This window comes from Povalibacter sp. (assembly GCF_036735925.1).
Taxonomy (GTDB): domain Bacteria; phylum Pseudomonadota; class Gammaproteobacteria; order Steroidobacterales; family Steroidobacteraceae; genus Steroidobacter.
Genome location: NZ_DAINNK010000006.1, coordinates 31,746 through 45,588, shown reverse-complemented (window position 1 = coordinate 45,588; position 13,843 = coordinate 31,746). Strand labels below are relative to the sequence as shown.

Annotated in this window: 10 protein-coding genes; 2 read left to right on the top strand and 8 right to left on the bottom strand. The window is 64.2% G+C overall.

Translation table 11 applies throughout. From position 1 onward, the window contains the following. Positions 1 to 129: 129 nt before the first annotated feature. Positions 130 to 1,512: an aromatic ring-hydroxylating oxygenase subunit alpha gene (locus tag V7D81_RS03600; protein WP_324314543.1), complete on the top strand. Its 1,383-nt coding sequence runs from the start codon at positions 130 to 132 to the stop codon at positions 1,510 to 1,512. 152 nt (positions 1,513 to 1,664) lie between these two features. Here the strand turns inward: V7D81_RS03600 and V7D81_RS03595 are convergent, their stop codons facing one another. From V7D81_RS03595 to V7D81_RS03575, 5 genes are all read right to left on the bottom strand, one after another. Next, a complete protein-coding gene (locus V7D81_RS03595) occupies positions 1,665 to 3,665 on the bottom strand; it encodes an acetyl/propionyl/methylcrotonyl-CoA carboxylase subunit alpha (RefSeq protein ID WP_324314542.1) in 2,001 nt (666 codons plus the stop codon). 93 nt (positions 3,666 to 3,758) lie between these two features. Further along, positions 3,759 to 5,297 carry a carboxyl transferase domain-containing protein gene (locus V7D81_RS03590; protein ID WP_349257602.1) on the bottom strand — a complete coding sequence of 513 codons (1,539 nt, stop codon included), beginning with the start codon at positions 5,295 to 5,297 and terminating at the stop codon, positions 3,759 to 3,761. Positions 5,298 to 5,374: 77 nt separating this feature from the next. Further along, entirely contained in the window at positions 5,375 to 6,295 is a 921-nt protein-coding gene (locus tag V7D81_RS03585; RefSeq protein WP_324314538.1) for an SDR family NAD(P)-dependent oxidoreductase, read from the bottom strand. A gap of 131 nt (positions 6,296 to 6,426) precedes the next feature. Next, complete coding sequence (locus V7D81_RS03580; protein WP_324314537.1) at positions 6,427 to 7,572, bottom strand: FAS1-like dehydratase domain-containing protein; 1,146 nt, start codon at positions 7,570 to 7,572, stop codon at positions 6,427 to 6,429. 18 nt (positions 7,573 to 7,590) lie between these two features. Further along, positions 7,591 to 9,153, bottom strand: coding sequence for an acyl-CoA synthetase (locus V7D81_RS03575; RefSeq protein ID WP_324314536.1), 1,563 nt, complete (start codon positions 9,151 to 9,153; stop codon positions 7,591 to 7,593). 110 nt (positions 9,154 to 9,263) lie between these two features. Here V7D81_RS03575 and V7D81_RS03570 point away from each other — a divergent pair, with 110 nt between their 5' ends. Beyond that, the gene (locus tag V7D81_RS03570) at positions 9,264 to 10,085 is read left to right on the top strand and encodes an IclR family transcriptional regulator (protein ID WP_324314535.1); all 822 of its coding nucleotides are present in this window, start codon (positions 9,264 to 9,266) and stop codon (positions 10,083 to 10,085) included. 73 nt (positions 10,086 to 10,158) lie between these two features. Here V7D81_RS03570 and V7D81_RS03565 read toward each other — a convergent pair whose 3' ends face one another. The 3 genes from V7D81_RS03565 to V7D81_RS03555 form a co-directional block, all read right to left on the bottom strand. Then, positions 10,159 to 11,583, bottom strand: a complete 1,425-nt coding sequence (locus V7D81_RS03565) for an aldehyde dehydrogenase family protein (protein ID WP_324314534.1) — start codon at positions 11,581 to 11,583, stop codon at positions 10,159 to 10,161. Positions 11,584 to 11,688: 105 nt separating this feature from the next. After that, positions 11,689 to 13,422 (bottom strand): thiamine pyrophosphate-binding protein, encoded by a 1,734-nt coding sequence (locus V7D81_RS03560; RefSeq protein ID WP_324314533.1) that lies wholly within the window; start codon positions 13,420 to 13,422, stop codon positions 11,689 to 11,691. 92 nt (positions 13,423 to 13,514) lie between these two features. Further along, the coding region (locus V7D81_RS03555) for an SRPBCC family protein (RefSeq protein WP_324314532.1) at positions 13,515 to 13,843 on the bottom strand (329 nt) is incomplete at its 5' end.

Here is a 13,843-nt window from a genome sequence, read left to right as displayed (position 1 = left end):
CCAGTCCAGACAACCTATAGCCTGTACTTCGACTCCTTCATTCGTTTATAACGAAACTAACCGAATATCTCGGCATTTACGACGTATTTGTCCGTACAAATAAACGCCATCAACGACGTCGAACACGCCATGCCCAAGCCAGTCGAAATCCTCAAAGACACCGCCCTCACTGCCGAAGACATCGTCGAGCCGGTAGCGATTCCGGTCGAGGCGTACACCTCTCCTGAATATGCGCGCGCCGAACGCGACAGGCTGTGGCGCAAGGTGTGGCTGCAGGCCGGTCGACTCGAAGACCTCGCCGACGTCGGCAGCTACCTCACTTTCGAAATCCTCGACGACTCGATCGTCGTGGTGCGCACCGCGACCGACAGGATCAAGGCGTTCCACAACGTCTGCCCGCATCGCGGCCGCCGCCTCGTCGATACGCCGGCTGGCGAACGCAACGGCTGCGGCAAGAAGAAGATGTTCATCTGCGCCTATCACGGCTGGCGCTTCGATCTCGACGGCAACAACACCCACATTCCGCAGAAGGACGACTGGCAGGGCTGTCTCACGGCCGAGAACACGCATCTGGCGGAAGTGAAGCACGACACCTGGGGCGGCTGGATCTGGGTGAACATGGATCCGCAATCGGAGTCGCTGCGCGAATACCTCGGCGTGATTCCGGATATGCTCGATCCTTTCCAGCTGCAGAACATGCGCGTGCGCTGGCGCAAGTGGGGCATCTTCGACTGCAACTGGAAGGTCGCGATGGAGGCATTCAACGAGACCTACCACGTCGAGACGACGCACCCCGAATTCAACAAGTACGGCTCTTTCCGCGGCTGGGCGCGTGCTCACGGCAGGCACAGCCACATCGGTTACGAAGCACCGAAGGACATGGATGCGAACCAGCAGGCGAAGCTGCGCCTGGGTTCGAGCGGCGATCCGCGGCTGTCGACTGCGGAAATGCAGACCTATACGTGGGAGAAGGCGAACACCAACACCACCCAGACGCTGGTGAACGCGGCGCTGCGCCTGAAAGACGAGCTTCCCGAAGGCACACCGGGCGATCAGGTGCTCAAGCACTGGCTGGCATCGGCGCGACGCGACGATGAAGCGCGCGGTGTCGTGTGGCCGACCGTCGATCCGCAGCACGTCGGCAAGAGCGGCACGGCGTGGCAGGTGTTTCCGAATTTCCAGATCGGACACGCCGTGAACAACATGCTGTGCTACAGCGCGCGGCCGTACGGTTACGATCCGGACAAGTGCATCTTCGAAGGCGCGGTGTACGAGCTGTATCCGCAAGGCCAGGAACCGCAGACGCCGTGGCAGTTCTCGCCGGCAACCGCCGAAGCCTGGTGCTATGTGCTGAGCCAGGATTTCTCGAACATGGCGGCCGTGCAGCAGGGCATGAAGTCGCTCGGCTTCAAGGGCCCGCGACCGAATCCGTACATGGAACGCACGACGGCGAACCTGCATCGCAATCTGGCGAAGTACATGGGAACGGGATCGCCGAAGAAGCTGAAGTAAATCAAAAGAGGAAGAATAAATTTCCACGGGGAACACGGGGAGCACGGGGCCTTAAGAGAGAGAATTTTTTCCCCGTGCTCCCCGTGTTCCCATTCCTCCCCCGTGGAAATTCTTCTTCTCCCTGATTCTCCGGTCCTCAGCCGCCCGTCCCTTCAACCGTCGAGAGTTACCAGCTCCACGCCCTCGGTCACCTGATCGCCCTTCGCGACTTTCAGCTTCGCGACCTTGCCGGCTGCCGGCGCACGCAGCGTGTGTTCCATCTTCATGGCCTCGATCACCATCAGCGGCTGATTCTTTTCCACCGCCTGCCCTTCGGCGACGAGCACAGCGACTACCGCGCCCGGCATCGGCGCCACGATACGGCCCGAGCCGCCTTCCTGTTCTTCGGCGCGCGCGAGCGGATCGTCCAGTTTCATTTCCCACGTGCGACCGCCCGTGAACAGCGTGAGCGAGCCGCCCGCAAAGACGATCGTCGCGCGATGACGCACGCCGTCGAGCGTGGCGCTCAGCAGATCGTTCTCGAGCGTCACGTTCGACGCCTTCACCGTGCGACCGTCGTGCACGACGACCTCATGGCCGTTGCTGCGGAACTGCAGCGTGATGCGACGCAGCTCGCCGGCGTCCCTCAGACGCAGGTCGTAGTGGCTGTCGGTATTGAGGTTCCAGCCGGTCACGTCATGCCACGGCGAATGCGGATCGATCAGCGCGCGGGCGCCGTCGTGCGCTTCGGCCGACTGACGCAGCAGGAAGGCCAGCGCGGCCAGTGACAGGATTTCTTCCGGCGTGCGCGATTCCTCGGGAATGAGGTCGGCCTTGTGCCGCTCGATGAACCCGGTGTCGATCTCGCACGCTTCGAAAGCCGGATGCGCGGCTATGGCCCCCAGGAATTCGATGTTCGTCGTGAGGCCGGCGATCTGATAGTCGGCCAGTGCGTTGCGCAATCGGCGCAGTGCGGACGTGCGATCTTCGTCCCAGACGATCAGCTTGGCGATCATCGGGTCGTAGTACATCGAGATCTCGTCGCCCGAACGCACGCCGGTATCGACGCGCACGTGCGGGTTCTGCGCCGGCGGTTCGAGATGCGTGAGGCGGCCGATGGCCGGCAGGAACTCGCGTTGCGGATCTTCCGCGTACAGGCGCGCTTCGAACGCATGACCGCGACGCGTGAGCTGATCCTGCGTCAGCGGCAGCGTCTCCCCGGCAGCGACGCGCAACTGCCATTCGACCAGGTCCTGGCCGGTGATCATTTCCGTCACCGGATGCTCGACCTGCAGACGCGTGTTCATCTCGATGAAATAGAACTCGCCGCCCGCGTACATGAACTCGACCGTGCCGGCGCCGACGTAGTCGACCGCACGTGCGGCGGCTACGGCGGCTTCGCCGATGCGTTTGCGCAGCGCATCCGGCAACGCCGGCGCGGGCGCTTCCTCGATGACTTTCTGGTGCCGGCGCTGCAGCGAACAGTCGCGCTCGAACAGATAGATGCAGTGGCCGTGCGTATCGGCGAACACCTGGATTTCGACATGACGCGGCTGGGTCAGGTATTTCTCCAGCAGCAGCGTGTCATCGCGGAACGACGCCAGCGATTCGCGCTTGGCGCCGGCAATCGCTGCTTCGAGATCCGCGGCGGCAGTGACGACGCGCATGCCCTTGCCGCCGCCGCCTGCGGATGCCTTGACCAGCACGGGATAGCCGATCCGGTCGGCTTCGCTGCGGAACGTCTGCAGATCCTGCGCGGCGCCGTGATAACCCGGCACCAGCGGCACGCCCGCCGTGGTCATCACGCGCTTGGAATCCGCTTTCGAACCCATCACGCGGATCGCATCGATCGGCGGACCTATGAAGACCACGCCCGCCTCGGCGCACGCCTTGGCGAACGGCGCATTCTCGGAAAGAAAACCGTAGCCGGGATGAATCGCCTGCGCGCCGGTGCGACGCGCCACGTCGAGGATCGCCTCGCCGCGCAGATAGCTCTCGGCCGCCGGGGCCGGCCCGATGCAGACGGCTTCATCCGCCATCTCGACATGCATCGCGCCCGCGTCGGCTTCCGAATGGACGGCGACCGTGCGAATGCCGAGGCGATGTGCCGTGCGGATCACACGGACCGCGATCTCGCCGCGATTCGCGATCAGGATCTTTTCGAATAGGCTCATGAGTACGCTCAACTCCCGACCGACGTCTGATTCCCTCCTCCGCGAAGCGGGGGAGGGTTAGGGAGGGGGGCGGCGGCGGAAAGCGCATCCACCCTACATCCGGAACACGCCGAACTGGGTCTTCTCGATCGGCGCATTGAGCGCCGCCGAGAGACCGAGTCCGAGCACCCTGCGCGTGTCGACCGGATCGATGATGCCGTCGTCCCACAGCCGCGCGCTGGCATAGTACGGGTGTCCCTGGGTTTCGTATTGTCTGCGGATCGGCTCCTTGAACGCCTCTTCTTCCTCGGCGCTCCAGGACTTGCCCTTGAGATTGTCGCGCTTCACCTGCGCGAGCACGGCGGCGGCCTGTTCGCCGCCCATCACCGAGATGCGCGAGTTCGGCCACATCCACAGGAAGCACGGCGCATAGGCGCGGCCGTTCATCGCGTAATTTCCTGCGCCGAACGAACCGCCGATCACGACCGTGAGCTTCGGCACCCTGGCGCAGGCCACGGCCGTCACCATCTTGGCGCCGTCCTTCGCAATGCCGCCGGATTCGTACTTGCGGCCGACCATGAAGCCGGTGATGTTCTGCAGGAACACCAGCGGAATGCCGCGCTGGCAGCACAGCTCGACGAAGTGCGCGCCCTTGAGTGCCGACTCGCTGAAAAGAATGCCGTTGTTCGCAATGATCCCGACCGGATAGCCGAACAGGCGCGCGAAGCCGCACACCAGCGTCGTGCCGTACAGCGGCTTGAACTCATCGAGACGGCTGCCGTCGACCACGCGCGCGATCACTTCGCGCACGTCGAAGGGCTGGCGCGAATCGACCGGAATGATTCCGTACAGTTCCTCGGCCGGATACAGCGGTTCTTCCGGAGGCGCGGTCTGCAGCGAAATCTGTTTCGTGCGATTGAGGTTGCCGACGATGCGGCGCGTGATGGCGAGTGCATGCGGATCGTCCAGCGCGTAGTGGTCGGTGACGCCCGAGATGCGCGAGTGCACGTCGGCGCCGCCCAGGTCTTCGGCTGAGACGACTTCGCCAGTCGCGGCGCGCACCAGCGGCGGACCGCCGAGGAAGATCGTGCCCTGGTTGCGCACGATCACGGCTTCATCCGACATCGCAGGCACATACGCACCGCCGGCGGTGCAGCTGCCCATCACGACGGCGATCTGCGGAATGCCCGCGGCTGACAGGTTCGCCTGATTGAAGAAGATGCGGCCGAAGTGCTCGCGGTCCGGAAACACGTCGTCCTGCGCCGGCAGGAACGCGCCGCCGCTGTCGACCAGGTAGATGCACGGCAGGCGGTTCTGCGCGGCGATCTCCTGTGCCCGCAGATGCTTCTTGACCGTCAGCGGGTAGTACGTGCCGCCCTTCACCGTCGCATCGTTGGCGACGATGATGCATTCCTGTCCCGAGATGCGGCCGATGCCGGTGATGACGCCGGCCGAGGGCACGTTGTCCTCGTACACCTTGTAGGCAGCGAGCTGCGACAGTTCGAGAAACGGCGAACCCGGATCGAGCAGCTGACGGATGCGTTCGCGCGGCAGCAGCTTGCCGCGCGCGGTGTGCCTGGCGCGCGCCGCTTCGCCGCCGCCCTGCATGACTTCCGCGACGCGCGCGCGCAGATCGGCGACCAGGTCGCGCATGGCCTTGCCGTTCGCGCCAAACTCGGTGCCGCGAACTTCCAGCCGGGACTGAATGGTAGACACGCTTCGAACGCTCCTTACTTGCCCGCGCTGCCTTTGGTCATTGCAAAGCTGTAACGCAGATGATCGATGTGGCCGTGCGGCACGACCGAAAAGACTTCCGGCGAGGCCGTGCTGCGGATGGCATCGATATTCGCCGCGATGTCCTCGATCGTCCATGCGGATCGATACACACCGCGCGATTCCGCGGGGAATGCCCGCGCGACCCGGCCGGCCGCGGAAATCAGCAGCTCGCCCGTCATCGCGCAGTTCTCGTGCGCGAGATACGCCACGGCCGGCGCCACCCGTTCCGGATCCATCGGCGGGAAGGCGCTGGTGTCGACGCCTTCGGACATGCGCGTCACGGCGGCGGGAATGATGGCATTGCTCTTGATGCCCTTGGCCGCGCCTTCGAGCGCTGCGACATTCGAGAGCGCGATCAGTCCTGCCTTGGCGACGCTGTAGTTCACGACGTTGGCGTTGCCGTAAAGACCGTTGATCGAGGACGTCATCACGATGCGGCCATAGCCCGCCTTCGCCATGAGGGGAAACGCCGGGCGCACGACGTGGAAGCCGCCGCGCAGGTGCACGTCGAGCACCCGCTCGAAATCCTCATACGACAGTTCTTCCAGCGAGCCGCGGCGCACGATGCCGGCATTGTGGATCAGGATGTCGATGCGACCGAAGTGATCGAGCGCCGACTGGATGACGGCTTTGCCGCCTGCCGGCGTCGCCACCGAATCGGTGTTGGCGATGGCCTGTCCGCCGGCCGCCTTGATCTCACGCACGACGTCTTCGGCCGGGCCGGCATCGCCGCCCTCGCCTTTCAGGCTGACGCCGAGATCGTTGACGACAATCCTTGCTCCGCGCGCGGCAAGCAGCAGCGCATACGCGCGACCGAGACCGCGGCCTGCGCCGGTGATGACGGCGACGCGATCATCGAAGCGGAGTTCGGACATTGAACGTTCCCCCATTCCACCTTGTGACCAATGACTCTCTTGCTGTGGGGCCGGCTTCAGCCGGCCTCTTTCAGAGTCAGGCTGAAGCCTGACCCACAAGAAGAAGCCCCCAGTCAACCGTTGCGCAAATCTCAACCGCGCTTCGGCAGCTCGACGATCGCCGACCCGTGCGCCGACGCTTCACCGCGATGCGTCTGCGCGTTCTGCGCGATCTCGACGAAGTGCTTGCCGTTCTCCACGAACTTGCGGGTCACGGTGCCGTCGATGACGATCACGTCGCCGTCGGGATTGTGACGACGGATCTGGCACTTGCTCTTGTGCAGGAAGCCATCGTCGCCCATCCAGTTGGTGAGCTGGTGCGTCAGCCACGAGCAGCGTTCCGGACCGTAGTCGTACGCACCGGGGGCGCCGACCTGCAGCGCGAAGTCTTCATCCCAGTGCACGCGCTCCGGGCAGTCCGGCACGCCGAAGCGGTTCTTGATGCCCGTGCCCGGATGCTTCTGCTGCATCTGCCAGGCGAGCTTGTTGGCGCGGATGTAGAGACCACCCCAGCCCTGCGCGTAGCAGATGAAGCCGGTGACCGTCATCGGGCCCTTCATCATGCGCGGCAGCGCTTCGCCTTCCTTCACGTCATCCCAGTAGCGCTTGTTCGAGCCGCGGATTTCTTCGTTCTCGTAGAGCTCGTAGAACCCGGCGAGCTGCTCATCGGTAAACCGTTCGACACGACCGCGGGCGTCGGTGTACTTGGTGCCGCGCTCGCGCGCTTCGTCGCGATCGGTGCGGAACACCCAGCTGTCGGCTTCGGCCACGCGGTCGCCCGACTGATTGAAGAACTCCACGTGATAGATCTGCTGAAAGGCGCGACCGGCGAACCTGGTCTTGTGCTCGATCAGATCCTTCAGGTGCGCCTGCGTGCTGATCGCATCGTTGCGACGCACGTGCTTGTACCAGGTCCAGTCCGCGCCGGCCCACATCGCGTGCACGCCCGACAGGCCGCCGCAGTAGCCGGAAATGATGCGGCTGGTCGTGAACAGGAAGCTCGGCAGCGCCAGGATCGAGCCGTGCACGCTCCTGTCGGCATAGGCCGGATCGCACCACAGCGGATTGTCGTCGCCGATGCCGTGCGCGTAGTGACGGATCGCATCGCGCGTCGCTTCGTAGTTCCACGGCTCGACCGTCTTCTCGATCTTCACGCCGATGCGCTGGCGCAGCTCGGCAAGACCTTCCTCGGTGATCTTGGGGAACTTGTCGGTGCTCTCTTTCATGACCGATGACATGGATATCTCCTTCGAATCTCAATGGGCAGTCGCGGCAGCGGCAGCTTCGCGATCGCGCAGAACCTTGCGATGCACCTTGCCGGCCGGCGTCTTCGGCAGTTCGCTGACGAAGGCGAACTGGCGCGGGAATTCGTGCTGGCTGAGACGCTCGCGCGTGAACTTCTTCAGTTCGTCCATGAATTCGTCGCTCGCCACCCGATCGCTGACGATGAAGGCTTTGGCGACCTGGCCGCGCGTTTCGTCGGCTACGCCGATGACCGCCGCCTCCTTCACGTTCGGATGCTTGAGCAGCGTGTTCTCGATCTCCACCGCGCTCATGGTCCAGCCGGCGGAAATGATGACGTCGTCGGCGCGGCCGCAGTGATAGAAGTAACCGTCCGCGTCGATCTTCGCGAGATCCTTGGTGGTCTCCCAGTGATCGCGCTTCCAGAGCATGAGTTCGCCGACGACGCCGGGTTCGGTCGGCGTGCCATCGGGCTTCTGCACCTGCAGCTTGAGGCCCGGCACCGATTTGCCGAGCGAGCCCGGCTTCACTACGTAGTCGGTCGCACCCGGATAGTTGACCAGCACCACGCCGATTTCCGTCGTGCCGTACATGCTGCACGCAGGCACGTGGAAGGTCCGGTCGATGAACTCGAGCGTCGCCGGATCGATCGGCTCGCCCGTGTACGACAGCTTCCTGAAATGAAACCTGAATTCCCCTGCCCGGCCGGAGTTTTTCATCATGCGATAGTGGGTCGCAGCGGCCGACATGTTGGTGATCCTGAAATCCGACAGCGCCTTCATGAGCCGCACTGCGTCGAACTTGCCCGAGAACGTGCCGGTGGCGACGCCGAGGCCGAGCGGCGCGAGCGTGCCGTGCCACAGGCCATGACCCCACGCCGGCGATGACGGACAGAAAAACTCATCGCCCGGCCGGATGCCGGTGCCGTACAGCGCCGCGAACATCAACGTCACCAGCGCCTTGTGCGTGTGCCTGACCGCGGCAGGCAGTTCGCGCGTCGTGCCCGAGGTGTACTGGAACACCGCCAGATCGCTGGCGCGCGTCTTCGTCTCGAACGTCGCAGGGAAGTGCGAGATCTCTTCGATCAGGTCCGCATCGGCGACGACGACGCGCAGGCCTTCGACCTGGCGGGCCATCGACGCCTTCTCCGCATTCGTGATCAGCAGCTGCGGCTTGCAGTCGTCGATGCGCAGGCGCAGGCCATCGAGCCCGAACAGCGTGAACAGCGGCACGCTGATCGCGCCCGTCATCGTCGCGCCGAACAGGCTGATGTAGAACGACAGCGACGGATCGAGCATGAACGCGATGCGATCGCCCGGCTGGATGCCGTTCGCCACCAGCCAGTGCGCGAAGCGCGCGGAGCCGGCGGCAATGGCGTCGAAGCTCAGGATTTCATCCGTGCCGTCGGCATGCGCGATGCGTACGGCGGTGCGACCCGAACCATCCGCATGTCGCGTGATGCATTCGTGCGCGATGTTCAGATACTCGATATTGCCGTCGAACAGATCCCACAACGCCTTCGAACTGGCGTGCTGCTGGGCATCCGCATAGCTGGTGTAGTCGGTGAGCTTGGGCATGGTCCGGAAGGTTTTTCGAGGCGCCGGCAACATGCCATACCGATCCCGCCTATTGCAAATATAGAACGTTATTCGATATATAGAACATCCTCGACAGCCGGATCATCGACATGGACACCAAGCGCCAGCGCATGAACTCGCCCGACCGCGAACTCGCGATTGCCGTGCGAGCCAGCAAAGCCCCTGCCATTTCGCGGGCCGCAGCCGTGCTGCGGCTGCTCGGCAAGAGCGATACGCCGCTCGGCGTGCAGACCATCGCGCGCGAACTCGGCCTGGTGCCGAGCACCTGTCTGCACGTGCTGCGCGCACTGGTCGCGGAAGAATTCGTTTCGTTCGATCCCGACACCAAGCGCTACTCGCTGGAGGCCGGCGTGCTCACGCTCGCGCGCCACTGGCTGCGCCGCAATCGTTTCAACGATCTCGCGCAACCGGCACTCGATCGCATCAGCCGCACGTTCGATCTCACCGTACTCGGCGTGCACATCGTCGGCCTCGACCACATCATCGTGGTGGCGACGTCGCAGTCGAGCCAGAACTTCCAGCTCAGCACCCAGATCGGCAGCCGCTTCCCGGCACTCATCAGCGCTACCGGCCGCTGCATCGCCGCGTTCGGCGATCAGGACGAGAACGATCTCGAAGGCCGCTTCAAGAAGCTGCGCTGGGACGAACCGCCGACCTTCGAGGAGTGGAAGGCGCAGGTGCGCCAGACGCGCGAACAGGGATTTGCCGTGGATGCGGGCAATTACATCGCGGGCGTCACGGTGGTGGCCGCACCGGTGTTCCGTGCACGCGGCAAACTCAGTCATGCGCTCGTCGCGCTCGGCATCGGCAGCGCACTGAAGCGCGCGGGACTGCCGACGCTGCAGAACGCCCTGCTCGCCTCGGCACAGTCGCTGTCGAATCAGTTGTCGGGAGAGATCGATTCGGAGTGAGCTCGTTCTTCCTGTGGGGCCGGCTTCAGCCGGCTTCAAGAAGTCAGGCTGAAGCCTGACCTACAGGAGAAGATCAGGCCGGCGCGTAGCCCGGCATCGCCTTCGTCTCCACGTACTCGTGGAAGCCGAACTCGCCCCACTCGCGGCCGTTGCCGCTCTTCTTGAAGCCGCCGAAGGGCGCGCAGAAATCGAAGCCGTTGTTGATGTACACCGCGCCCGCACGGATGCGACGCGCCACGGCGCGGGCCTTCTCCATGTCGGCACCGTTCACGAAACCGGCGAGACCGTACTCGGTGTCGTTGGCGATCCGGATCGCATCGTCGATGTCGTCGTAGCCGAGGATGGTGAGCACCGGTCCAAAGATCTCCTCGCGCGCAATGGTCATCTCGTTCTTCACATTGCCGAACACCGTGGGCTTCACGAAGTAGCCCTTGCTCAGGCCGTCCGGACGACCCGGACCGCCGGCCACCAGCGTCGCACCTTCCTCGATGCCCTTGCGGATCAGCGACTGGATCTTCTCGAACTGATTCTTCGACACGACCGGACCGATGGCGAAGTTGCCCTTCGGATCGCCGACCGTCACCTGCGCCGCCGCTTCGCGTGCGATGCGGATGGCTTCTTCCATGCGAGCCTTCGGCACCAGCATGCGCGAGGGCGCGCTGCAGGTCTGGCCGGAGTTGCCCATCATCGACGCGACGCCGCCGGCGACGTTCGCGGCGAATGCCGAGTCGTCGAGCACGATGTTCGGGCTCTTGCCGCCCAGTTCCTGCGCCACGCGCTTCACCGTTGCCGCGGCGTTCTTCGCGATCTCGACGCCGGCACGCGTCGAACCCGTGAAGGAGATCATGTCGATGTCGGGATGTACGGACATCGGCACGCCGACATTCGGACCATCGCCCTGGATCAGGTTGAATACGCCGGCCGGCGTGCCCGCCGCGTGCATGATCTCGGCGAAGATCTGGCCGGAGTACGGCGAGACTTCCGACGGCTTGAGGATCACGGTGCAGCCGGTCGCGAGCGCCGGGAACACCTTGACCGCGATCTGGTTCATCGGCCAGTTCCACGGCGTGATGAGTCCGCACACGCCGATCGGCTCCTTCACCAGCAGCGTGCCGCCGCGCTGCTCTTCGAACTTGAAGTTCTGGAGGATCTCGATGGCGGTGTTCAGATGCCCGATGCCGAGTCCGACCTGGAAGCCGCCGGCGAGCGCTGCCGGCGCGCCCATTTCCTCGGTGATCGCAGCCGCCAGATCGCCCGCGCGTTTCTGGTATTCCTCGGCGATGCGCTGCAGCAGCTTCAGACGTTCTTCGCGCGTGCTCTGCGACCAGGGGACGAACGCCTTGCGCGCGGCCTTTACGGCCCGGTCGACGTCGGCGGCGGAGCCGTTGGCGATCCTGCCGCTGACTTCTTCAGTCGCGGGATCGATGACGTTGAGTGTCCTCGCGTCGACCGGGTCGACCCACTTGCCGTCGATGTAGAACTTCAGATAGTCGCGCATTTCGTCATCCCCTCATGTTTCCGATCTGCTTCTTCCTGTTGTAGGTCAGGCTTTAGCCTGACTCCAAAAGGCCGGCTAAAGCCGGCCCCACAGGGCGGCGCCCGATCACTGCGTGCCTTCGGCATACCACGTCCGGAACTTCTCGTACTTCGGCATCTCCTCCGAATTCGCCTTCGGATCGATGTCGACGTGGACCACGCCGACCTTGCCGCTCGCATACGCGCGCTGGATCGCCGGGCCGATATCTTCCGCCCGGGTGACGTACTCGCCGTGACAGCCGAAACCTTCGCCGATCTTGTCGAAGCGCAGCTTGCCCCAGTGCGTGCCGGTCTCGGTCGTCTTGCCGATGCCGAACGTGCGCTTGTACACGCCGACTTCCAGGCCCCACTGGTAATCGACGCCGACCACGCAGACCAGCGGCAGCTGGGTGCGCACCGCCGTTTCCAGTTCGCCGATGTGGAACAGGAACGACGAGTCGCTGGTGATCAGCATGCCGGGACGCTTCTTCCTGGTCGCCGCCTGATCGGCCAGCATCGCGCCCGTCGCATACGGCAGGCCGGTGCCGATGTGGCCGAAGTTCTGGTTCCAGATGACGTCCTGCGGTTTGCACTGCGAGTAGGTCCACTGGAAGATCACCGTGGCGCCGCCATCGCGGATCAGGATGCCGTCCTTCGGGAACGCCTTGGTCGCTTCGACCACGAAGCGCGAGGTGTGGATCGGCGTGCCCGCGGTGCCGTCGCTCTTCTTCAGCGATTCCGCAGCCCACGATTCGATCTCGGCCTGGCAGTCCTTCATGTACTTGGCGAGCATCGGCGCCGGCTGGCGCGGCGTGTCCTTGAGCGCGGCGACGAGCTGCGGCACGACGCCGCGCAGATCGCCGACCAGCGGCACGTCGATCGGACGATTCACGCCGATGGCGGACGCATCCTGCTCGACATAGATCCACTTGCGGATGCCTTCGTTCTTCTGCCAGTAGCGCCAGCGGCCGTAGTGCACCGGCTCGCCCAGTTCGGTACCCAGCGCCAGCACCAGGTCGGACTCTTCGACGACTTCGAGCGTGGCGTCCTGGAACACGTACTGGAACGTGCGGTCTTCGAGGCCCTTGATGAACGAGGTGCCGCCCGAGGTCTGCACGACCGGGCAGTTCATCAACAGCGCGAGTTCCTTCACCGCTGCGCCGGTGCGCGACGTATGAACGCCGTGACCGACCAGCAGGATCGGGTTCCTGGCTTCGCGGATCAGCTTCGCCGCCTCGGCGATCTTGTCGATGTCCGCACCCTGATTGACCAGGCGATAGCGCGACGGCGCCAGCGGCTCCGGCACGTCCAGATCTTCATTGATGATGTGCGAGGGATACTCGATGTAGGACGGACCCGGCGTGCCCGACAGGGAAGTGCGGATCGCCTGGCGGATGATTTCGTCGGTCTGGTCGGCGTATTCGATCGACGCGGCGTACTTCACCGAGTTCTCGAACAGCGGCATCTGTTTCACGAACTGGATGCGGCCGCGACGCACGCGCTGCTCGGTGACGCGCGCGCGCTGACCGCTCAGGAAAATGACGGGCGAGTTCTCGACCAAAGCACATTGAATGGCCGGCGCCGCATTGGCGATGCCGGGGCCGAGCGTGCCGATGGCCAGCGCCGGCTTGCCCGTGATGCGCGAAGCGGCTTCCGCCATGAAGCCCGCAGCCGCTTCGTGGTGCGGCGCGATGACCGTCCAGCCGCGCTTCTCCGCCTCCCAGAACATATGAACGAAGTTCGGATCAGGAATGCCGAACAGCGTGTTGACGCCCTCCGCTTCGAAAAGCTGCAGGATTCGTTCATAGACTTTCACGGCCATGGTCAGGTCTCACTCGATATTGTCGCCAGAAAACATTCGTCGCCGACGGCGAAGGCCGCGCAGGCGCGCGGCACCGGATCGGTCGAATCGCGCTACTTGAGCTTGCGCGGTGCGCCCGTGCCCATGAACGTCGCCAGGTTGCGGTGGAAGTTCGTCACCTTCTGTTCCTGGTGCGGATTCGGCAGCGTGCCGCGGAAACCGCGCGACTTCATGCCCTTCTGCACTTCGCACATGTTGGAGAAGTCCTGCGCCAGCACCATGCCCCACTTCTCTGCCGTCGGTTCCGCATAGACCCACTCGGTCTTCGGCTCCTGGCCTTCGGGAAAACGCTCCAGCGCATACGACTCGAAGATGCACTGGTTGGGATCGTCGCCGTACGGACGCGTGCGATAGCACAGCGCGAACGTCATGCCCTGCAGCA

Bases quoted from the DNA above. Each gene is read 5' to 3' on its own strand.
- V7D81_RS03570 (WP_324314535.1), top strand. From the start codon at position 9,264: ATGGACACCAAGCGCCAGCGCATGAACTCGCCCGACCGCGAACTCGCG.
- V7D81_RS03560 (WP_324314533.1), bottom strand. From the start codon at position 13,422: ATGGCCGTGAAAGTCTATGAACGAATCCTGCAGCTTTTCGAAGCGGAG.
- V7D81_RS03600 (WP_324314543.1), top strand. From the start codon at position 130: ATGCCCAAGCCAGTCGAAATCCTCAAAGACACCGCCCTCACTGCCGAA.
- V7D81_RS03595 (WP_324314542.1), bottom strand. From the start codon at position 3,665: ATGAGCCTATTCGAAAAGATCCTGATCGCGAATCGCGGCGAGATCGCG.
- V7D81_RS03575 (WP_324314536.1), bottom strand. From the start codon at position 9,153: ATGCCCAAGCTCACCGACTACACCAGCTATGCGGATGCCCAGCAGCAC.
- V7D81_RS03590 (WP_349257602.1), bottom strand. From the start codon at position 5,297: ATGCGCGACCTGGTCGCCGATCTGCGCGCGCGCGTCGCGGAAGTCATG.
- V7D81_RS03585 (WP_324314538.1), bottom strand. From the start codon at position 6,295: ATGTCCGAACTCCGCTTCGATGATCGCGTCGCCGTCATCACCGGCGCA.
- V7D81_RS03580 (WP_324314537.1), bottom strand. From the start codon at position 7,572: ATGTCATCGGTCATGAAAGAGAGCACCGACAAGTTCCCCAAGATCACC.
- V7D81_RS03565 (WP_324314534.1), bottom strand. From the start codon at position 11,583: ATGCGCGACTATCTGAAGTTCTACATCGACGGCAAGTGGGTCGACCCG.